The sequence below is a fragment of the Mycobacterium sp. RTGN6 genome, from assembly GCF_033804605.1.
Taxonomy (GTDB): domain Bacteria; phylum Actinomycetota; class Actinomycetes; order Mycobacteriales; family Mycobacteriaceae; genus Mycobacterium.
In genome coordinates this window covers 18,842-39,166 of record NZ_JAPZKZ010000013.1, presented here as the reverse complement: position 1 = coordinate 39,166, position 20,325 = coordinate 18,842, and the positions used below count along the sequence as shown (strand labels likewise).

General features: G+C 68.0%; 15 protein-coding genes. 6 read left to right on the top strand and 9 right to left on the bottom strand.

The window, feature by feature from the left end; translation table 11 throughout:
- Positions 1-62: 62 nt before the first annotated feature.
- From SLQ33_RS27760 to SLQ33_RS27735, 6 genes are all read right to left on the bottom strand, one after another.
- Positions 63-2,051, bottom strand: coding sequence for an ABC transporter ATP-binding protein (locus tag SLQ33_RS27760; protein ID WP_319457131.1), 1,989 nt, complete (start codon positions 2,049-2,051; stop codon positions 63-65).
- Positions 2,052-2,235: 184 nt separating this feature from the next.
- Positions 2,236-3,834, bottom strand: a complete 1,599-nt coding sequence (locus SLQ33_RS27755) for an ABC transporter substrate-binding protein (protein ID WP_319457130.1) — start codon at positions 3,832-3,834, stop codon at positions 2,236-2,238.
- Between the two features lie 200 nt (positions 3,835-4,034).
- A complete protein-coding gene (locus SLQ33_RS27750; protein ID WP_319457129.1) occupies positions 4,035-5,360 on the bottom strand; it encodes an NtaA/DmoA family FMN-dependent monooxygenase in 1,326 nt (441 codons plus the stop codon).
- A 99-nt stretch (positions 5,361-5,459) separates the two neighbouring features.
- A complete protein-coding gene (locus tag SLQ33_RS27745) occupies positions 5,460-6,737 on the bottom strand; it encodes an MFS transporter (RefSeq protein WP_319457128.1) in 1,278 nt (425 codons plus the stop codon).
- Positions 6,734-8,026, bottom strand: a complete 1,293-nt coding sequence (locus SLQ33_RS27740; protein ID WP_319457127.1) for an MFS transporter — start codon at positions 8,024-8,026, stop codon at positions 6,734-6,736. The genes SLQ33_RS27745 and SLQ33_RS27740 overlap by 4 nt, the downstream gene beginning before the upstream one ends.
- Positions 8,027-8,199: 173 nt before the next feature.
- On the bottom strand, positions 8,200-9,516 hold the full coding sequence (locus SLQ33_RS27735) for an NtaA/DmoA family FMN-dependent monooxygenase (protein ID WP_319457126.1): 1,317 nt from the start codon (positions 9,514-9,516) through the stop codon (positions 8,200-8,202).
- 165 nt (positions 9,517-9,681) lie between these two features.
- Here SLQ33_RS27735 and SLQ33_RS27730 point away from each other — a divergent pair, with 165 nt between their 5' ends.
- Both SLQ33_RS27730 and SLQ33_RS27725 read left to right on the top strand, forming a co-directional pair.
- Positions 9,682-10,164, top strand: a complete 483-nt coding sequence (locus SLQ33_RS27730) for an NAD(P)H-dependent oxidoreductase (RefSeq protein ID WP_319457125.1) — start codon at positions 9,682-9,684, stop codon at positions 10,162-10,164.
- Positions 10,161-10,658, top strand: coding sequence for a flavin reductase family protein (locus SLQ33_RS27725; protein WP_319457124.1), 498 nt, complete (start codon positions 10,161-10,163; stop codon positions 10,656-10,658). The genes SLQ33_RS27730 and SLQ33_RS27725 overlap by 4 nt, the downstream gene beginning before the upstream one ends.
- 17 nt (positions 10,659-10,675) lie before the next feature.
- Here the strand turns inward: SLQ33_RS27725 and SLQ33_RS27720 are convergent, their stop codons facing one another.
- From SLQ33_RS27720 to SLQ33_RS27710, 3 genes are all read right to left on the bottom strand, one after another.
- Entirely contained in the window at positions 10,676-12,304 is a 1,629-nt protein-coding gene (locus tag SLQ33_RS27720; protein ID WP_319457123.1) for an ABC transporter substrate-binding protein, read from the bottom strand.
- Positions 12,305-12,441: 137 nt separating this feature from the next.
- The gene (locus SLQ33_RS27715) at positions 12,442-13,755 is read right to left on the bottom strand and encodes an NtaA/DmoA family FMN-dependent monooxygenase (RefSeq protein WP_319457122.1); all 1,314 of its coding nucleotides are present in this window, start codon (positions 13,753-13,755) and stop codon (positions 12,442-12,444) included.
- A 98-nt stretch (positions 13,756-13,853) separates the two neighbouring features.
- Entirely contained in the window at positions 13,854-14,366 is a 513-nt protein-coding gene (locus SLQ33_RS27710; RefSeq protein WP_319457121.1) for a SixA phosphatase family protein, read from the bottom strand.
- Between the two features lie 31 nt (positions 14,367-14,397).
- Between SLQ33_RS27710 and SLQ33_RS27705 the strand changes: the two genes are divergently transcribed.
- The 4 genes from SLQ33_RS27705 to SLQ33_RS27690 all read left to right on the top strand — a co-directional run bounded on the left by SLQ33_RS27705 (position 14,398) and on the right by SLQ33_RS27690 (position 20,303).
- A complete protein-coding gene (locus SLQ33_RS27705; protein WP_319457120.1) occupies positions 14,398-14,925 on the top strand; it encodes a hypothetical protein in 528 nt (175 codons plus the stop codon).
- Positions 14,926-15,033: 108 nt separating this feature from the next.
- Entirely contained in the window at positions 15,034-16,440 is a 1,407-nt protein-coding gene (locus SLQ33_RS27700) for a PepSY-associated TM helix domain-containing protein (RefSeq protein WP_319457119.1), read from the top strand.
- Between the two features lie 102 nt (positions 16,441-16,542).
- On the top strand, positions 16,543-17,694 hold the full coding sequence (locus tag SLQ33_RS27695; protein ID WP_319457118.1) for an exonuclease SbcCD subunit D: 1,152 nt from the start codon (positions 16,543-16,545) through the stop codon (positions 17,692-17,694).
- A complete protein-coding gene (locus tag SLQ33_RS27690; RefSeq protein WP_319457117.1) occupies positions 17,691-20,303 on the top strand; it encodes an AAA family ATPase in 2,613 nt (870 codons plus the stop codon). The genes SLQ33_RS27695 and SLQ33_RS27690 overlap by 4 nt, the downstream gene beginning before the upstream one ends.
- Positions 20,304-20,325 lie beyond the last annotated feature (22 nt).

The window sequence follows — 20,325 nt, the reverse complement described above, 5'->3', positions numbered from 1 at the left end:
CGCCTCTATTGCGCCGACGTTTCGGGGATTTCGCCGGCAGCAGGCACGACGACGACCGCTCGTTAGGAGGCGGCCCGCTCCGGGCGATCCCGATCCCTGTCGGTCAGCAGGCAGGCCGCGAGGCGGCTACTGGTGCCGTCGAGCGAGTACAGGATCGGCGCTTCGGTGGCGCACTCGTCGATCCGTTCCGGGCACCGTGGATGGAAGGAGCACCCCGATGGCACTGCGAGCGGGCTGGCCGGCTCGCCCGGCAACCGGACGGGCGCCGTGCCAGGTGACGGGATCGCGGCCAGAAGCGCTTTGGTATAGGGGTGTTTCGGGTTGCTGATGACTTCCACGGTGGGGCCGACCTCGACGATCTGGCCGAGGTACATGACCGCCGTGCGGTCGGAGATGAACCGGGCGGCGGCGAGGTCGTGCGTCACGAACATCACGGCCATGCCGAGCTCCCGACGCAGCTCCTGCAGCAGGTTCAGCACGGACGCGGCCAGCGACGCGTCCAGCGCGGACGTGGGCTCGTCGCACAGCAGCAGTTTGGGCGGCACGATGATCGCCCTGGCGAACGCCGCGCGCTGCCGCTGGCCGCCCGACAGCATGCCGGCCTTGACGTCGGCAACCTCGGGCGGCAGGCCCACCTGGCGCAATGCCCGGCCGACGCGTTCCCGCCGCTCGGTCCGGCCGGTGGTCTTGATCAACCGCTCTCCGACGATCTCGCCGACTGTCAGCCAGGGAGTCAAGGACGCGCCGGCGTCCTGGAACACCATCTGCGGCTGGCCGCCGGGGCGGTCGACGGTGCCCCGCTCTGGCTTCATCAGCCCGGCCACGACCCGCAGAAGGGTGGACTTACCCGATCCGGATTCCCCGACCACGGCCACCGACTCGCCGGGGGCGATGTCGAGGATGATGTTGCGCAACGCGTGAAGCTTGTCCTTGTGCAGTAGCCCGCGTCGCACGTCAAACTGCTTGTCGACGCCGTTGATTCGGGCCGCGGGCTGTGTGTCGTCCGGCTCGGCCATCGGCGCGAAGGACTCGGTTTCGGCGAGGCTGACGATCGCTTGAGTGGCGTCGGGGATCACGCATGCGGTCACGCCGTCATGGGTGGCGGCCGGCCGGGGGGCGGGTACGGATTCCAGACATGGCTCGGCTGCGGATGGGCAGCGGGGCGCGAAGGCACAGCCGGGTGGGTGCGCCCGAGGGTCGGGCGGCTCGCCGGGCAGCGAGGGGATTGCGTGGCCGATCGGCAGGTCCAGGTTGAGTCGCGCCTTGAGCAGGCCGACGGTGTAGGGGTGCGACGGCGCCCGGAGCACGCTTCCCATCTGGCCCTCCTCGGCCAGTCGGCCGCCGTACATGACGGCGATGCGATCGCACACCTGCGAGGCCACGGCGACGTCGTGGGTGACCAGGATGAAGGAGGTGCCGAGCTGGTCGCAGAGGTCGCGGATCAGGCCAAGCACCTGAGCCTGGACGGTGACGTCGAGGGCCGTGGTCGGCTCGTCGGCGATGACGAGATCCGGCTTGCCTGCCACCGCCATGGCGATCATCACCCGCTGCCGCAGGCCGCCGGACAGTTCGTGTGGAAACGCCTTCATGCGCCGAGCTGGGTCGGGGATGCCGACCAGGTCGAGCAGGCGCAGCGCCTCCTCGTCTGAGCCCGCGGCTTCCTTGACCTGGCGACCCACCCGCATCGTCGGGTTGAGCGAGGTCATCGGGTCTTGAAAGACGGCGCCCAGGTGTGCCTTTCGGACCTCGCGCCGCTCGTCGTCGGAGGCCGCGACCATGTCCACGCCGCATACCTCGGCGCGACCGGTGATCTTGGGCATCGGCTCGCCGGATAGCAGCCCGAGCAAGGCGAGCCCCATCACGCTCTTGCCCGAGCCGGATTCGCCGACCACGGCCAGGATCTCGCCCGGGTTGATGTCCAGCGTGACACCGCGCAACGCGTTGACCGCGACCCCGCGTCGTTCGAACGAGACGGTCAGGTCCTCAACGCGGGCGCGCGGGACGTTCGGCGCATCGGTTGGAGCGGCGGCGACATCGCGCAATGTGGTCATGGACGCTACCTCTTCTGTGGTGTGTCACGATGAAAACCCGACCGCGTGACGCGGATGGGTCGCCGCGATGCCTGCCAGATTGCGCCGTGTTTCGAGCAGCGTCGCGATCCAAGCGCCGAAGGTACGGTTGTTGTACAGATCACCCGAGAAGGGCCGTAAACAACCGTACTTTCGGCGAACCTTTTTACACGCGCTTGATGGCTCCCGCGTCGAAGATGGAGGGAAGGTAGGAGTTCGGTAGGATCCCGTCGATCCCCTTGTGGCGGATCATGTTTTCCGGCCGCCGGCACAGCGGCACCCAGAGCGCTTCGTCTTCGATGAGCTCGGTGATCTGCACGTATGCCTGGTTGGTGTCGTCGATCGTTGGCTTGGTGATCGCTTCGTCCATGAGCCGGTCCACCGTCGGGTTGCCGTACTGGAAGTAGTTGAGCGGTTTGGCTCCGGTGCGCAGGAAGATGCGCAGCACGGTGTCGAGGTGCAGCGCGTCGCCGCCGATTCCGGCGACCATGAGGTCGGGGCGCTTCTCGGCCGGCTGGTTGGCCAGGTCGAAGGACTCCGCGCTTGGCATGGCGCGCACGGTGATGTCCAACCCGGTCGGGGCGAGCTGGGTCTGGATCAGCTCGGCCACCTGTTGACCCGGCGCGCCGTACGACGTCACCCAGGCGAGGTCGATCTTCTTGGACGGCAGCGTCGGCACGATCGCCTTGAGTGGTTCGAGGTCGAAGTCGGTCGAATACGGCGTCAGCCCAGCGGGAAAGGTGTTCTCGGGCCAGAAGTTCTCGGCCACCTGCACGACGCCCTGGAAGGCGGTATCGACGATCGAGGTGCGGTCCAGGGCGGTCATCATCGCCTGCCGCAGCGCCTTGTTGGTGAAGGTGCCTGCGCTGAAGTTCATCCACAGCACGATGATCGAGGAGCCGAGCACCGTCGTCGTGTTGAAGTCGGGGTTCTTCCGGTAGCTGAGCACGTCGGGGATCGCGAAGCCCTTGGCGACCAAGTCGAAGGCGCCCTGGTCCAATTGCAGCTTCTGCGTGGCGATCTCGGGGACGATCTCGATGCGCACGGTTTGGAAGTACGGCTTTTCGCCCCAGTAGCCGTCGAAGCGCTCCAGCGTGTAGTGGCTGCCGGGGACGAACTCCTTCATCACGTACGGCCCGGTGCCGGCGTCGTTGGTCTTGAGCCACTCCTGGGCCAAATCGCCTCCGGTAGCGTTGGTTTGGACCGCGGTCGGACTCACCGCGAACATCTGCCACGGGCAGGCCGCGTAGTGCAGGAATGCGTTGTTGGGCTCCTTGAGCGTCACCACAAGCGTAGTCGGGTCGGGCGCAACAGATTTGGCGATGCCCTCCACCATGTAGGCCGGTCCCTCCTTGACCGCGAGCCGGCGCTCGAAGCTCTTGATCCAGGCCGCCGCGTCGGCAGGGGTGCCGTCGTGGAATTTCACGTCGGGCACCAGTTTGAAGGTGTAGGTCAGCTGGTCGTCGGACACCGTCCAGGACTGCGCCAGCGCGGGGATGATCTCGGAGGTGCCCGACTTGTAGTTGACCAGGCCCTCGTAGCAGGACTTCATCACCTGCACGCCCTCGCCCTCGTACATGATGTCGGGGTCAGGCACCTGCATGTCCTGCAGGAATGGCATGCGCAGGGTCAGCGTGCCCTTGCCGTCGTCGGTTGCCGAGCCACCGCACGCTGCGAGGAAGTTCGCCAGGGCGAGTCCGCCAATGGTCAGGCCGCTGGCCCGCAGGAAGGTACGGCGGTCCAGGTCGATCGGGGCAAGGGTCACGGGTGTCTCCTCAGGCTGCGGTGCTGGGGTCTACGACGCGGCAGTCGACGGCGCGGCGGCGGGTGAGGCTCGGCCCTGGGACAGGGCAGATGTATCTGTGAGTTCCCATCCAAACCGCTGTACGTGACAGAACGGGGTCGTCACCGTGGTCTTTCCATTGCGCCGCACGGCTCCGCGCATTGCCCGTGTAACCGATCGCTTTAGAACTCGAGCAGGTTGTCGCGAAACATCTCGTAGCGATAGTGCTCCCGGGTGAGGCCGCGCTTCTGCAATTCCGGCACTAGGCCGTCGGTGATCTCACTGATCGAGCGACGGGTGAGCACGTCCTGGGTGATCAGGAAGCCGTCGCCGCCGACCTCGGCCATCACCTCGCCCATCTGCTCAGCGACTTCCGCTGGCGTACCGAGGAACTCGACCCGCTGCCCGGCGCCGTACGCCGAGTTCGAGGCGACTTCCCGCAGCGTCCGGTCGAGGTTTTGCCGGACGAACGAGGCCAGGGAACTCTGGTGTCCGTTGGTGACCATCTGGTCGGCGAGCTCACGGATGGGGACGTCGAGGTCGAACACCGAGAAGTCGATGTCGGTCGCGTACCCCATCCCCGCGAGCCGGAACCGCGGATCGACGGCGGCGTCGGCAACCATCTGCTCCTTGCGCTCCACCGCGTGCTGGTGCGTCTCGCCGAGGATGGGGGAGATCAGGAAGAGCACCTTGACCTCGTCGGCCTTGCGTCCGTGGCCCTCTGCGCGGGCGCGAACGTCATCGCGGTACTCCCTCATCTGGTCGACTGTGGTGGCCGACGCAATGATCGAGTCGGCACACCGCGACGCGTACGCCCGACCCTTCTCCGAGCCGCCGGCCTGGACGATCACGGGTCGACCCTGCGGGGATCGCGCGGAATTGATCGGGCCGCGCGACTTGTAGAAGCGGCCGTCGAAGTCCACCGCATGCACCTTGTCGGGATCGGCGAACATGCCGTCCTGGTCGACGACCATCGAATCCGGCTCCCACGACTCCCAGAGCTGGGTGACGAGGTCGGTGAACTCCTCGGCCATTTCGTAGCGGACGTCATGGTCCGGTTGCGCGTCGTGCCCATAGTTCTGGGCGGCGCGGTCGGAACTGGCGGTCACCATGTTCCAGCCGGCGCGGCCGCGCGACACGTGGTCCATCGTCGACACCAGTCGCGCAAGGAGGTACGGCGGGTACTCGGTGATCGCCAGCGTCGTAACGATGCCCAGCCGGTTGGTGTTCTGGGTGAGGATCGACGCCAGGACGGCGGGGTCGAATTTCGGCACCGCATAGGCATTCTCGAGATAGAAGTCGTGCTTTCCCTCCCAGGCATCGGGAACGAACGACGAGTCCTCGAGGATGAAGTAGTCGAAGCAGGCCCGCTCCAGCGATCGCGCCATGTCCACGTAGAAGTCGGGCAGCATGCCCTCGGACTTCTGCGTGCCGATCCACTGGTCGCGCCAGCCGTGGACCCGGTAGCCGTTCATGAACCAGCCGAGATGGAACTTCGTCGCCTGCATCCGTGCCTCCTCGCGTCTTTCCGTCGGGGTTGACCGAAACGTAGTGACGCGTGGTTGCGGTGCCGGATCGCTCCCGTTCCCGCGGCATTGCGCCACGGCTCAGGTGGGCTCCGGCGCGGCCGGCTGTGGGTTGGGGCCCAACAGATCCCGGCGCCGCAGCACGATCGCGCCAAGTGCAGCCAGGCCGACTACCGACGCGATCAGCAGCGCCGCCCGGGTGCCGAGCAGCTCCGCGCCAACGCCGATGGTGGCCATGCCGATGGGGAGCGCTCCGATGGCGGTGCTGAGCATGCCGAGCGCGACGCCACGCTCGCTGGCACCCGCGGACTCGATGGCCAGCAGGCTCTGCATCGAGCCGAACCCGGACTGGCCGATACCGGAGACGAACAGTGCGACGAACGCGACGCCCAGCACTGGCACCGTGGCGAAGACGAATAGCCCGAGCAGGGCGATGGCCGAGCCGCAGGCGAACACCAGGCCGTGCCGGCGCAGCGGTCTGGTGCTGAGCACCATGCCGGCGGTGATCTGGCCGAGGCCGGGAGCCGCGGCGAGCGCGCCTGCGAGCACAGCGCTCTGCGCGAATCCCTCGGCGACGACCGGTATCAGCGGGATGTAGCCGAACATGCACAGGTTCATCACGACCGTGATCGCGAGCATGGCGACGAATCGCCTGCTGCGCCGTACCAGGTTCGCACCGGCCGCAACCTGATCTCGCAGCGAGACCGAACCCGCCGCGAGTGGGGCACCGTAGCGGGGTTGGGGGACGAAGGCGAGCAGCACCGTCGACACGCACAGCAGCGCGCCCATCCCGGCGAAACCGGCGCCCATACCGAGCTCCTGGATCAGCACACCGCCGACGAGGGTGCCGAACATCGCCGATCCCGCCTGCGCCGTTGACTCGATGGTCATGGCCTGGCTGGCCAGCCGCGGTCCCACCGTCTCGTAGATGAGCGGGCGCTGGGCGGTCATGTTCACCAGGCCGCCGATGCCGATGAGGAACATGAACGGGAACGTCATCCACACTTCGACACGGCCGGACTGCACCACGGCGAACATGACGAACTCGACCGGGATGAGCACCAGTTGCACGACGAGGATGAACCGCTTGCGCTCGAACCTGTCGCTGATCACGCCGGCGAAGAATCCGCCAATCAGCATCGGGGCGAAGATGAGCGCTCCGACGACCTGGTTGAGCATCGGCGAATCCGCGATCTGAGTGAGCAGGTAGCTGGTCGTGAAGAGGCCGCCCCAGCGAGTGGTGTGCCAGATCAACGAGCTCACGAACAGGTTGCGATAGCCAGGCACCCGCCACAGGGCGCGGAGTTGCGGCCGGTCAGCTGCGTCGCCGGGAACGGCGATCAGGTCGTCAGCGGTCATGCGGCGGCAGCGGACCTGGCCGCGGTGCGGCGCGTCAAGTGCACGCCGACCAGGACCGGGAGAGTGAGCGCGGCGGAGCCGAGCGCGAGGGTGGCGAATCCGACCCAGTCCATGACGAACCCGCAGACCACGCTGGCCAGCCCGCCGCACACGGCGGTCGTGAGGTCCACGGCGCCCTGCACCGGAACCCGGTGATCCAGGGGAATGTGCTCGATCAGCAGGCTCGAGCCGCCGATGAGGGCGAGCGTCCAGCCCAGTCCGAGTGCGAACATCGCCGCGAACATGAGTGGCACGTTGTCGGAGGAGAGCGCCGAGAGCCCGCAGGCCGCTATCAGCACCAGTGCACCAGCGCGCAGCGAGACGAGCCTCCCGCGGCGGTCGGCGTACCGGCCGACCAGCGGGCTGAACGCGAACATGCCGGCGATGTGCACCGAGACCACCAGCGAGCTCACCGCCTCGTGGTCGTGGGCCTTCATGGTGATCGGCGCCATCGCCATCACCCCGACCATGACCGCTTGCGCGACGACCATCGCCAGCAGGGCCAGCCGCGCCATCGGTGAAGCGGCGATGGCACGCGCCGACTCCCGCAGCCGCACCGGCCGGCGCTCGGTGCTCAGGCCGTGTTCGGCCGCCACTACCAGTAGCGGGTCGGGCCGCAGCCGGACCGCCACGTTCACTGCGGCGCAGGCGAAGAAGAACGCGCTGAACAGCCATGGGCCGGCGTAGTGGTGGAGGCCGAACCAGACCGCGCCCAGGTGCTCGGCGGGGACGACGAGGGTGGGACCGAACACGGCGCCGAAGGTCGACGCGAACAGGATCCGGCCCATCGCGCGGCCGCGCTGGTCCGGCTCGGCCAGATCGGTGGCGGCGTAGCGGGCCAGCAGGTTGGTCGCCGACCCGGCCCCGTAGAGCAGCAGGCCGACGAGAAACACTGGGAGCATTGACAGTTGGACCCCGACGCAGGCGATCACGCCGCCGACGACTGCCAGGCCGTAGCCCAACTGCATGCCCGAGCGCCGGCCGTAGCGGCGCATCACCCGCGACAGGATCATGGCCATCGTGCCCGAGCCGGCCGTGACCGCCGCGGTCGAGACGCCCACCCACGGCGTTCCGACGCCGACGATGTCCTCGACGACGAATCCGCCGACGGTGATGGCGGCGCCAAGCGCGGCGGCGCCGACCACCTGGCCCATCACGAGCACGCGCAGCGTACGCCGCTGCAGCGCAGCCCTTTCGGCCGTCGGCATGGGGTGCGCCGGGGAGATCGGATCGACCCTCTTCGTCGTCATCTCTCGCCCTCCTTGGCGCGCCATGTGGGGTGACCGTGCGACAGCCCGTTGGGCAACGTACTAAGCCGGCGTGACGGCGTCGGATCCGCGCGGTTCCCTGGCGATTGCGCCGGACGACGTGGACCTGACGAGGCCCGCAATGGCGCAATCAACGGTTAACTCCCGATGGCCCCTTAGAACTCGCGCAGCGTCTCCCGCAGGGTCGACTTGGTGTACTCGGTCCGGGTCAGGCCAAGGCGCTGCAGCTCGGGCACCAGGCCGTCGGTGATCGACGCGATGTAGTTCCGGTTCAGATCCCAGCCCGGCTTCATGATCAGGAAGCCATCACCGCCGATCTCCTCCATCGCCTCGCCCATCTGGCGGGCGACCTGTTCGGGCGTGCCGATGAACTCGACGCCGGTGGTGGCCCAGTCGATTGCGAGCTTGCGCAGAGTCTTTGGCCCCGGCGTGCCGTCACCGCGCATGAAGTGCTCGAGCGAACCCCGCTCGCCGTTGGTGGTCAGACCCTCAGGCAGCGGCTCGTCCCAGTCGAACTGCTTGAAGTCGATTTCGGTGTTGGACGAGATCCCGACCAGCTGCTTCTCCACGTAGCTCGCCCTCGCGGTGAGCCGGTCGACCTCCGTCCGCGCCTCGGCCTCGGTCGGCGCGACCACGGGCGACACGCAGAACATCAGCTTGATGTCGTCGGGATTTCGGCCCGCCTCTTTTGCGCGGGCCCGAATGTCGTTGCGGTACTCACGCATTCCCTCGACACCAGTGCCGACGGCGACGATCGAGTCGGCGGCGCGGGCGGCGAACGCCCGCCCGCGCGGGGACGCCCCGGCTTGCAGGATCGTCGGCTTGTGCTGCGGGGAGGGCACGGTGTTGAGCGGACCCCTTGACTTGAAGTACTTGCCGACGAAGTCGACCGTGCGCACTTTCTTGAAGTCGGCGTAAGTATGGGTTTCGCGGTCCATCACCACTGCGTCCGCGTCCCATGACTCCCAGAGCTGGTTCACGACGTCGAAGTACTCGTCGGCGACGTTGTAGCGCTCGTCGTGCTCGGGCAGGCCGTCCAGACCGAAGTTCTGCGCGGCCCGGTCTTCGGCCGAGGACACGATGTTCCAGCCGAACCGGCCCTCGGCGATGGAATCGACCGTCGAGGCCAGCCGGGCCAGCAGGTACGGCGGGTAGAACGACGTCGACATCGTCGCCACCACGCCCAGCCGCGACGTGTGCGCTGCGATCAGCACCGCCAGCGGAATCGGATCGTGCTTGGGCGCGAAGACGGAATTCTTGAGCGAGCCCTCCATCGTGCCGCCGTAGGCATCGGCCACCATCACCGTGTCCTCGATCATGATGTAGTCGAAGCAGGCCCGCTCCATGCTCTTGGCCATGTCGACGTAGAACCGGCCGTTGGGCCACTGCGCCACGTCCGGTGAGGCCCAGGGCGTATCCCATTCCGGTGGAATGAAGTTCATGAACCAGCCGAGGTGGAACTTCTTCGTCATCGCCATGCTCCTTTGAGTCGCTTCTGGAACATCAAACGACCGCTCGGTGTCCCACCGGATTCGCCGCCGTAGCATCGGCATTACGCCACTGACGAGATCCGCGGCGCAATGCAGCTTTTACTGCCATGGTCGACGTCCGAAACTCGTGCCCCGTTGACTGCAACGATGACCGTCGTAGTCGTAGGAAATCCCAAGCCGATGTCGCGCACGCGAGCTGCCGCTGAATTGGTCGCCGAGAAGCTGACCGGCGTTGCGCCCCAACACGTGATCGATGTCGTCGACCTCGGCCCCGCCCTGCTCGGTTGGGGTGACCCGAAGGTGGCCGAGGCCAAGGAGATCGTGAAGTCCGCCGATTCCCTGGTGGTGGCCTCTCCCACCTTCAAGGCCACTTACACCGGCCTGTTGAAACTGTTCCTCGACCAGTTCGGAGCGGGCGAGCTCGGTCAGCTCACGACGTTCCCGCTCATGCTCGGTGGCTCCTATGCGCATGCGCTGGCTCCCGAATTGACGCTGCGCCCAGTGCTCGTCGAGATTGGCGCCAGCTGTCCCGCGCCGAGTCTGTATCTGCTCGACTCCGAGTACGAGACGTCACCAGATCTGGACAAGTGGCTCGAGGTCGCTCGTCGGTTCGTCCCGGTGTCGTCATGATCGCCATCGACGACGAATTCGACCAGGCGTTGTTGCGCAAGGCCTTCGGCTGCTTCCCCACCGGCGTCACGGCCTTCTGCGGCCTGCTCGACGGCGCGGCCGAGGGGATGGCGGCGAGTTCCTATACCTCAGTCTCGCTCGAGCCGGCCTTGGTGTCGGTGTGCGTAGCCAATACCTCCACCACCTGGCCGAAGCTGGCGACGCTCGACCGTCTGGGGCTCAGCGTCCTGGCCGGTGACCATGCACCCATCGCGCGGGCGCTGGCGTCCAAGACCGGCAACCGGTTCGACGGGGTCGACTGGATGGCGACCGACAGCGGAGCCGTCTTCGTGCACGGCGCGACGCTGTGGTTGGAGTGCGCGCCGTTCAAGCATGTCGAGGCGGGCGACCACGAGATCGTCGTGCTGGAGATCGTCGCGCTGGCAATGTACCCGGACGTGGCTCCGATGGTGTTCCACCGCAGCAACTTTCACGAGTTGGCGCCCACCGCCTAGGCGGTGGGCGCCATCCGTCAGGCCCGCTTGAGGGACTGCGGCCAGAAGATCGGCGGATAGAACGAGTTGTCCTCGACGCCCGTCACGTAGTTGTGTGAGATCGTCGAGTTCGGTGGCAGGCACAGCGGGATCCAGACGGCGTCGTCCAGGACGATCTGACTGCACTTCTGGTAGACCGCGTCCGTCAGCGCCGTCGTCGGCTGCTTGATCGCGTCGTCCATCAACTTGTCGAGCTCCAGGTTCGAGTACTGATAGAAGTTCAACGGCTTGGCGCCGGTCCGCAGCAAGATCCGAAACGTGGTGTCCAAGTGCAGGGCGTCACCACCGAGGAAGGCCACCATCATGTCCGGCCGCTTCTCGGGTGGCTGGTTGGCAAGGTCGAACATCTCGGCCGTCGGTAGTGTCCGCACGGTGACGTCGAGCCCGACGGCGGCGAGCTGGCTCTGCACCAGTTCGGCCATCTGCTGGCGCGGCGCCCCACCGTCGGCGGCCCACGCAAGGTCGACCTTCTTGGACGCAAGCTTGGCCACCAATGCTGCGAGCGGCGCGGTGTCCACCGCAGCTGGGAACGGGGCTAGCTTCGGGTCGAGGGTGTTCGGCGGAAACATCCCCTCCTGCACGGTCGTCAACCCGCCCCACGAGGTGTCGACGATGGACTTGCGGTCAAGGGCCGTGAGCAGGGCCTTGCGTAGCGCCTTGTCGGCGAAGATGCCCGAGTTCGGGTTCAACCAGACTGCCTCGCCGACACCGCCGAACGAGTTGACCACGGAGAACTGCGAGTTCTGTTGGTACTGCAGCACGTCCGGGATCGCGAAGCCCTTCGTCACCATGTCGAACGCACCGGAGTCGAGCTGCAGTTTCTGGGTCGAGATGCTCGGCGTGATCTCGATGCGAATGGTTTGGAACGCGGGCGGTCCGCCCCAGTAGCCGGGAAACGCCTCGAGCGTGTAGTGGCTCCCGGGGACGAACTCCTTGAACGTATAGGGCCCGGTGCCGGCGTCGTTGGTCTTCAACCAGTCCTGCGCGAGGTCGTCGCCCTTGGCGTTCTTGGCCACTGCGGTCGGGCTCACCGCGAACGGCTGCCACGGGCAGGCCAGGTAGTGCAGGAATGCGTTGTTGGGTTCTTTGAGCGTGACGACGAACGTCGTCGGGTTTGGCGCTGCGGTCTTGGCCACCCCCGTCACCATGTAGGCCGGGCCCTGATTGATCTTGCCGCGGCGTTCGAAGCTCTTGATCCAGGAGTCGGCATCGGCGGGGGTTCCGTCGTGGAACTTCACGTCGGGTTGCAGCGTGAAGGTGTACGTCAGTAGGTCGTCCGACACTGTCCACGACTTCGCCAGCCCGGCGATGATCTCCGGCGTGCCTGACTTGTAGCGGACGAGTCCCTCGTAGGCCGACTCCATCACCTGGACGCCCTCGCCCTCGTACATGATGTCCGGGTCGGGAACCTGCATGTCGGCGAGGAACGGCAGCCGCAGGGTCAGCGTGTCACTGCTCGATCCGCCGCCGCCGCCACCGCACGCCGCGATCAGGGCCGCGAGGCTGATGCCGCCGACCGTCAGACCGCTCGCCTTCAGAAACTTGCGACGGTCCCATTCGGCCGGCGAACCAGATGGGGTGCCGTGAGAGTGTGCTGTGTCGAACACGAATGCCTCCTGCTTGGGTCAACGCTTGACCTGGGAAGCACGGCACTCGCTGGCGCGCTTTCGTCATGAGTAAATCGGCGTCGCGTGTCGCATCTGCGTCGCGTCAGTACCTCTCGTATTACGCCGACATTTCGGGCCTAGAACTCGAGGAGGTTCTCCCGGAACGTGCTGTGGTTGTAGCCGTCCCTGATGAGGCCGCGTTTACGCAACGCCGGTGCCAGGCCGTCGGCGATTTCGGCGATGTTGCGCCGGGTGACGGTCGGCGACAGGAGGAAGCCGTCGCCGCCCACTTCCTCCATCGCCTCGCCCATCTTCGCCGCAACGGTTTCCGGCGACCCGACGAAGGCCAGCCCGGCGTGGGTGTCGACGGTGGCGATCGCTTCGCGCAGTGTCTTGCCGCGGGCCCCTTCGATGAACGTCCGCAAGGTGCTCGTCTCGCCGTTGCCCCACACGTCGGGGACCTCCTTGTCGAGATCGAACGTGGAGAAGTCGAATTCGCCGCCCGAGGTGTAACTGAGCCCCCACAACCTTCGCTCGATCGCCTGATCGCTCCAGGCTGCGGCTTTCATGTCCTCCTCGCGGGCCTGCGCGACGCGGTCGGTGTCGCCGAGGATCGGGTCGATGAGGAACAAGATCTTCAGAGTGCTCGGGTCGCGCCCGTACTCCTTCATCCGGCGGTGCATGTCCAGCCGGAACGCCTTCATGCCCTCGAGGCTGGTGCCGTGCGCGAGCATCGATTCCGCGTACTTGGCGGCCAGATCGCGCCCGGCCGGCGAGGCGCCTGCTTGTACGATGACCGGTCGGCGCTGAGGGCCGGGGATGGTGTTCAGCGGCCCGCGCGTGCGGAAGTACTTCCCCTTGAAGTCGACGGTGTGCACCTTCGTGTGGTCGGCGTAGCGCGGCGTCTCCTGGTCCACCAGGACGGCGCCGTCCTCCCACGAATCCCAGAGCGCACCAACGGCTTCCATCCACTCCGCGGCCATGCCGTAGCGCTCGCTGTGCAGCATCAGCCCGTCGTAGCCGTACTGCTGCGCGGCGCGGTCGGAACTCCCGGTCACCACGTTCAGGCCGACGCGGCCGTCGGTCAGGTGGTCGAGCGTGGTCATCGTGCGGGCTGCCATGTACGGGTGGTAGAAACTCGTCGACAGGGTGACGGCGATGCCGATGTGCTTCGTGCGCTGCGTCAGGAGCGGGATCAGCGGGACGGGGTCGCACTTCGGCGCCAACAGCCCGTACTTGAGCGTCGTCTCCATGGAGCGGCCATACGCGTCCTCGACCATGCTGGTGTCCTCGACCAGCAGGTAGTCGAAGCGCGCGCGCTCCAGCGACGCGGCCAGGTCGACGAACAGGTCGCCCTTCATCCAATCGTGGCCAGTGTTTCCCGCCCACGGATCGTTCGCCCAGGTCTGGACGCTGAATCCACTGCCCATGAACCAACCAAGATGAAACATCCCACCTCCTCAAGATGGGACCAATGTCGCGCGCAGATGTTTCGTTGCTACTGGGCAGACGATGCCGCCTGCATTACGCCGCAGCGTGACTAGAGCAACTACCGCGGCACGTGGAACGCGGCCAGCGTCGCGCCGCCCAACTCCAGGCGATCCCACGCCGCGGTGGTGCGAAGCATCGCGATCGCCGACGTCGGGTACTTCAGCGACATCGCTTCGATGGCCGCGGGGTCGCCGTCGGCGGCGAGCCGCAGCGCCAGCTCCGAGGTGGTGGGCTCGTGCCCGACGACCAACAGCGTCTGGACGTCGCCGTCGAATAGCGCGCCGACGGTGTTGATCACGTCGAGCGTGCTGCCCGGCGTCGAGTCGTAGAGCCGGTCGACGAACTGGGTGGGCGCGTCGATGCGCGTGCGGGCCAACGTCTCCCGGGTGCGGGTCGCGGTCGAGCAGAGCACTGCGTCGACGGCTGGCGCGTTCGCGCGAATCCAGTCGCCCGCCAGCCCGGCCTCCCGGATGCCGCGCGGGGCCAGCGGTCGCTCGTGGTCGGAAACTCCGTCCGGGTAGTCCGACTTCGCATGTCGCATCAGCAGCACTGTGCGTTCCGGGGTGCTCATCGGCTCCACCGTAACCGGTACGCTCTGGCGCGTGACCGCCGCACGAACACGGGCCGCGCGGCTGCGCGGGGTTTTCGTTGGCGCCATCGCAGGCGTCACCGCCGTGGCTGGCCACGGGCTGGGCGGCGCGACGATGCCGGGCAGCGTGGCAGTCGTCATGGTGGTGCTCTGCTCGGCCGTGGTGGGTGCCGCCGCCTCCGTCGATGCCCCGCGTCGCGTGCCCGTGGTCATGGCGTATCTGGCGGCCGGACAACTGCTGGGCCACTACCTCCTCGGGCTTGCCTCCGAACACGCACACGCGACCCAGTGGTCGGCGCCGATGCTGGCGGCCCACGCGGTTGCGGCGGTGGCCGCTGGCGCGCTGATCTGCACCGCCGAGCGGCTGTTCGCCGCCGTCGCCGCAGCGGTCTGGCGGCTGATCCTCGTTCTGGTGGCCGTGCGCGACGCAGGTCGGCGACGCAGACCCAGCGCCGGCTGGTGGGCCGCCGCACTCGCGATCCGTACCCGGGCAGGCTCGGGGCGCGTCACCCGCGGGCCGCCTTCGTTCGTCGCCGCGTAACCGCGCGACACATCTCTTCCTGGACGGTGCCTACGCGCCGTCCCGCATTGCGCCGTCCGCGCGCCAACCGCGCCGACGAGCCCCGTTCGCGAACGAAGGAAAACCTCCATGTCCTCATCACTGTCCCAATCCGACGACACCCTCGACGACCCGCCGACCGGGCCGCCGGGCCACGCCAGGCGCGGCCTGCTCCCGCTGATCCGGCGCCTGCACTTCTACGCGGGCGTCCTGGTGGCGCCGTTCATCCTGATCGCGGCGATCACCGGGGCGCTCTACGCCGTCGCCCCGACCATCGAGCGCGTCGTGTACCGCGACGTGCTGTTCGTCGAGCCCGGCGGCGAGGTATTGCCGCTGTCCGCGCAGGCCGCCGCCGCCCAGGCAGCGGTGCCCGACCTGACGATGACGGGCCTGCGACCCGCGGCGGGCACCACCGACTCCAGCCGCGTGCTGTTCGCCGACACCGCACTGGGTGAGGAGTTCAGCCGCGCGGTGTTCGTCGACCCGTACAGCGGAGCGGTGCTTGGCCAGGAGCCGACGTGGTTCGGCTATCTGCCGCTGAGCACCTGGCTCGACGGTCTGCACCGCCATCTCCAACTCGGTGAGCCGGGCCGGGTGTACAGCGAGCTCGCCGCGTCGTGGCTGTGGGTGGTCGCGCTCGGTGGGTTGGTGCTCTGGTGGGGAAGGCGGCGCGCCGAGCGTCGTCGCGGTCGACCGGGCCGGCTGCTGACCGTGGACCGAACCACCGAAGCACGCGGACGGACGTTGAACTGGCATGGCGCCGTTGGTATCTGGATTCTGCCGATGCTGCTGTTCCTGTCGGCGACCGGGATCACGTGGTCGACGTATGCGGGCGAATGGGTGACGGACCTGCGCACGCAGTTCGACTGGGCACGACCGCAGCTGGACACCGCGGGGAGCGGCGCACACCAGGGGCACGATGGCGCGATGGCGCCAGCCGAGGCCGGCCCGATGGACGTCGACGGAATCGTGCGGGCCGCCAACGCGGGAGGCGTCGTCGCGCCGCTTGAGCTCACGCTGCCCGCCGCGCCGGGGGAGGCCGCGTCCGTCACCGAGCTCGACGAGCCGTATCGGCTGACCACCAACTCTGCCGCGGTCGATCCCGCCACGCTGCAGGTGCGCGGCGTCGTCGACTATGGCCGCGACTACTCGCTCATCGCGAAACTCGCGGACTGGGGCATCCGCATGCACATGGGCTTCCTGTTTGGGTGGCTCAACCAGTTGGTGCTGTTCGTCGTGGCGTCGGCACTGGTGACGGTCATCATGCGCGGGTACCGGATGTGGTGGCAACGAAGGCCGACGCGCGGCTCGCAGTGGGCCGTGGGCCGGGCGCCCATGCGCGGGCTGCTGAGCCGTCAGCATCCCGCCGTGCTCGCGGCGGTGGCGGTGTGCGCGGTGGTCGTCGGCGTGTTCCTGCCGCTGCTAGGCATCAGTCTCCTGGCGTTCTTGCTGCTAGACGTGATCTTGGGTCGCGTTAAGGCGAGCCAGCCGGGTTGACTTCCGAGTGCTTTGGCACATGCCGAGTGAGGTCCGCGGACTTGTCGGTTCGCGGACCTACACTCGCGATGCCCCACGAACATGAGGAAGGAGGGTCATCCGATGCGTTTCATTCACACCGCCGATTGGCAGCTCGGCATGACCCGACACTTCCTCAACGGTGAGGCACAGCCAAGGTATTCGGCCGCCCGCCGAGACGCGGTCGCGGGGCTCGGCGCCCTGGCCGCCGAGACCGGCGCCGAGTTCGTCGTCGTGGCCGGCGACGTGTTCGAACACAATCAGCTCGCGCCACACGTCGTCGGGCAGTCGCTGGAGGCGATGCGTGCCATCGGGGTTCCGGTGTATCTGCTTCCCGGCAACCACGATCCGCTGGACGCGGGGTCGGTGTACACCAGTGCGCTGTTCACCTCCGAGCGTCCCGACAACGTGGTGGTGCTCGACCGCGACGGGGTGTTCGACGTACGTCCCGGCGTGCAGCTCGTCAGTGCCCCTTGGCGTTCCAAGAAGCCGACCACCGACCTGGTGGGCGCGGCGCTGGAGGGGTTGCCCGCTGATGGGGTCGTGCGCATCGTCGTCGGCCACGGCGGGGTCGACGTGTTCGAGCCCGACCGCGACAAGCCGTCGCTGATCCGGCTGGCAGGCATGGAGACGGCGCTCCAGCGCGGGGCCGTGCACTATGTGGCGTTGGGGGACAAGCACTCCCGGATGCAGGTCGGGTCGTCCGGGCGGGTGTGGTACTCGGGCTCGCCCGAGGTCACCAACTACGACCACGTCGAGTCCGACCCGGGCCACGTGCTGGTGGTCGACGTCGACGAGGCCGACCCGGACCACCCGGTGCACGTCGACGGCCGCCACGTCGGCCGCTGGCGGTTCGTCACGCTCAAGCACACGGTCGACACCGCAAGGGACGTCGTCGATCTCGACATCAACCTGGACAACCTGCCGGACAAGGAGCGCACGGTCGTCCAGGTGGGGCTCACCGGCACGGTGAGCGTCACGGACATGGCCGCCCTCGACGAGTGCCTCGCCAAGTACGGTCGGCTGTTCGCCGCGCTCACCCCGTGGGACAAGGAGACCGACCTCGCGGTGATGCCCGCCGACGGCGAGTTCGACGACCTCGGGGTCGGCGGCTTCGCGGCCACCGCCGTCGACGAATTGGTCGACATCGCGCGCGCGGGCGGCGCCCAGGCCGACGACGCCCAGGCAGCGCTTGCGCTGTTGCGGCGGCTCGTCGACAAGGGGAGCGCCGCATGAAGTTGCACCGGCTGGTCCTGACCAACTATCGCGGAATCACGCACCGCGACATTGAGTTCCCCGACCGTGGGGTGGTCGTGGTCAGCGGGCCCAACGAAATCGGCAAGTCGTCGATGATCGAGGCGTTGGACCTGCTGCTTGAGGCCAAGGATCGCTCGACCAAGCAGCAGGTCAAGCAGGTCAAGCCAACGCACGCCGACGTCGGCGCCGAAGTCACCGCCGAAATATCCACTGGCCCTTATCGCTTCGTGTACCGGAAGCGGTTCCACAAGCAGGCGCTCACTGAGCTCACCGTGCTTGCTCCGCGTCGTGAACAGCTGACCGGCGACGAAGCACACGAACGCGTGCTGGCCATTCTCGACGAGACCGTCGACGTGGAACTCTGGCGCGCACAGCGTGTCCTGCAGTCCGCGTCCACGGCCCCGGTCGACCTCTCCGGCAGCGACGCGCTGTCCCGCGCGCTCGACGTCGCCGCGGGTCAGGTGGTGGCGCTGTCGGGTTCCGAGCCGCTGCTCGTCGACCAGATCGAAGTCGAGTTCCGGCAGTACTTCACGGCCACCGGCAGGCCCACGGCCGAGTGGCTGGCCGCCACCAAACGGCTCCAACAGGCCGCCGACGAGGTCACCCGGTGCGCGGCGGACGTTGCGGAGGTCGACCAGGCGGTGGCGCAGCACGCGGAGCTCACCGAACGGCTCGCACGCCTGTCGCTCGACCGTGCCGCCGCGCGACTGCGGCTCGAGACGGCACGTCAAGCCGCCGATGCAGTCGCCACACTCACCGACCGGGCGGGTCGAGCGCGCACGTTGGCCGATGCCGTGGACGCCGCTAGTGCGGCCTCCGTGCTCGCCGTCCAGCAGCGCATGGAACTGCGCGACGAGGTCGACCTGCGCGCCGCCGCGATCACCGAACTCGACGCGTCCGAGCAACGAGCGGTGGCCCAGCAAGCGCAGACACTCGCCGCCAGCGAAACCGCCGCGGCAGCAGCAGGTGCCGCGCGCTCCGCGACGGAACTGAGCGACACCCGGGTGCAGACCGCCCGGCGCGCGTGCGAAGCCATTGCGCGCCGCGACGAAGCCACCCGGCTCGCGGCCCGGGTCACGAAGACCGATGCGATCCGCGCCGAACTGAGCGACTGCGCGGCGACACTCGCGGCGATCACGTTGTCGGCGCCCGTGATGAAGGCGATCGAGACGGCCAATTCGGCGGTCGAACGCGCGGGCTTGCAGGCCGAATTGGCCTCGGCGCGAGTGGAAGTCACCGCACTCACCGACATCGCGGTGACCATCGCCGGCGAACCCGTCGAGCTCGCCGCGGGTTCGGTTCACTCGGTCGTCGCCGGTGCCACCACCGACGTGGACGTGCCGGGTCTGTTGACGGTGCGGGTCGTGCCGGGTGAGCCCGCCGCGGATTCGGCGGCCCTTTTCGACGCCGCGCGCCAACACCTCGCCGCACTGCTGGACGACGCCCACGTGCCCGACGTCGCCGCGGCCCGCGCACTCGACGAGCGGCGCCGCGAGCTCACCGCCGACCGGGACAGGCTGCAGGCCACCTGCGACGCGCTGCTCGGCGACGATGACGTCGAGACGCTACGGGCTCGGCTGGTCGCGTTGCACGCCGACGAGCCGGACGACCACACCTGCGACGCCGCTGCCGCGCGCGTCGAGCTCGAAGCCGCAGTCGCCGCTCACCGCGAAGCCGTCGGCCACTCGGATGTGATGCGTGCGGCGGCCGAACGGGCAGCTGCCGCGGCCGCCGAGCAGACCACCCTTGCGACCGTGCTGAGTCAGAAGGTGGCCTCGGCGCGGGCCGAATTGGCCGTCGCCTCGGACAAGCTCGTGCAGCAGCGTGAGTTGGTCACCGACGATCAACTCGCTGCGACGGCCGACGCCGACGCGGAACGCGCGCGGGTGGCCCTGGCCGACGCCGAGGCCGTGGCCGCCGAATTGGCCGGATTGGCACCCGCCGCCGTCGCCGCGGAATTCGAGGAGGCCGGGCGAGTCGCTGAAACCCTCGTCGAACGGCACGAACAGGTCGGTGAGCACCTGCGGGACGTCGCCGCACAGTTGAAGGTCTACGGCAGCGAAGGGCTTAAGGGCCGACTCGACGCCGCCGAGGCCGAACGTCAACACGCCCACGCCGAGCACGCGCGGTTGCAGCGTCGCGCCGGCGCCGCGGAGCTCCTGCGGTCGGTGATGGGTCGGCACCGGGACGCCGCGCGGCTGCGCTACGTCGATCCGTTCCGTCGCGAGGTAGAGCGGTTGGGCCGCATCGTGTTTGGTGACGACTTCGAAGTGGACATCGACGGCGACCTGCGCATCCTCAGTCGCACGCTGGCGGGCGTCACGGTCGGCTACGACTCGCTGTCGGGTGGTGCCAAGGAACAGCTCGGCATCGTCGCGCGGCTTGCCGGGGCGGCGTTGGTCGCCAAGGAGGACGGGGTGCCGGTCATCATCGACGACGCGCTGGGGTTCACCGACGCGGTCCGCCTGACCAGGATGGGCGAGGTGTTCGACGCGGTCGGCGGCGACGGCCAGGTCATCGTGCTGACGTGCAGTCCCGAGCGCTACGCCGCGGTCGGCGACGCGCGACATGTCGAATTGAGCGCCTAGCAACCCCGAACCCTCCTACACT

Bases quoted from the DNA above. Each gene is read 5' to 3' on its own strand.
- SLQ33_RS27760 (WP_319457131.1), bottom strand. From the start codon at position 2,051: ATGACCACATTGCGCGATGTCGCCGCCGCTCCAACCGATGCGCCGAAC.
- SLQ33_RS27750 (WP_319457129.1), bottom strand. From the start codon at position 5,360: ATGCAGGCGACGAAGTTCCATCTCGGCTGGTTCATGAACGGCTACCGG.
- SLQ33_RS27745 (WP_319457128.1), bottom strand. From the start codon at position 6,737: ATGACCGCTGACGACCTGATCGCCGTTCCCGGCGACGCAGCTGACCGG.
- SLQ33_RS27740 (WP_319457127.1), bottom strand. From the start codon at position 8,026: ATGACGACGAAGAGGGTCGATCCGATCTCCCCGGCGCACCCCATGCCG.
- SLQ33_RS27735 (WP_319457126.1), bottom strand. From the start codon at position 9,516: ATGACGAAGAAGTTCCACCTCGGCTGGTTCATGAACTTCATTCCACCG.
- SLQ33_RS27730 (WP_319457125.1), top strand. From the start codon at position 9,682: ATGACCGTCGTAGTCGTAGGAAATCCCAAGCCGATGTCGCGCACGCGA.
- SLQ33_RS27725 (WP_319457124.1), top strand. From the start codon at position 10,161: ATGATCGCCATCGACGACGAATTCGACCAGGCGTTGTTGCGCAAGGCC.
- SLQ33_RS27715 (WP_319457122.1), bottom strand. From the start codon at position 13,755: ATGTTTCATCTTGGTTGGTTCATGGGCAGTGGATTCAGCGTCCAGACC.
- SLQ33_RS27710 (WP_319457121.1), bottom strand. From the start codon at position 14,366: ATGAGCACCCCGGAACGCACAGTGCTGCTGATGCGACATGCGAAGTCG.
- SLQ33_RS27700 (WP_319457119.1), top strand. From the start codon at position 15,034: ATGTCCTCATCACTGTCCCAATCCGACGACACCCTCGACGACCCGCCG.
- SLQ33_RS27695 (WP_319457118.1), top strand. From the start codon at position 16,543: ATGCGTTTCATTCACACCGCCGATTGGCAGCTCGGCATGACCCGACAC.
- SLQ33_RS27690 (WP_319457117.1), top strand. From the start codon at position 17,691: ATGAAGTTGCACCGGCTGGTCCTGACCAACTATCGCGGAATCACGCAC.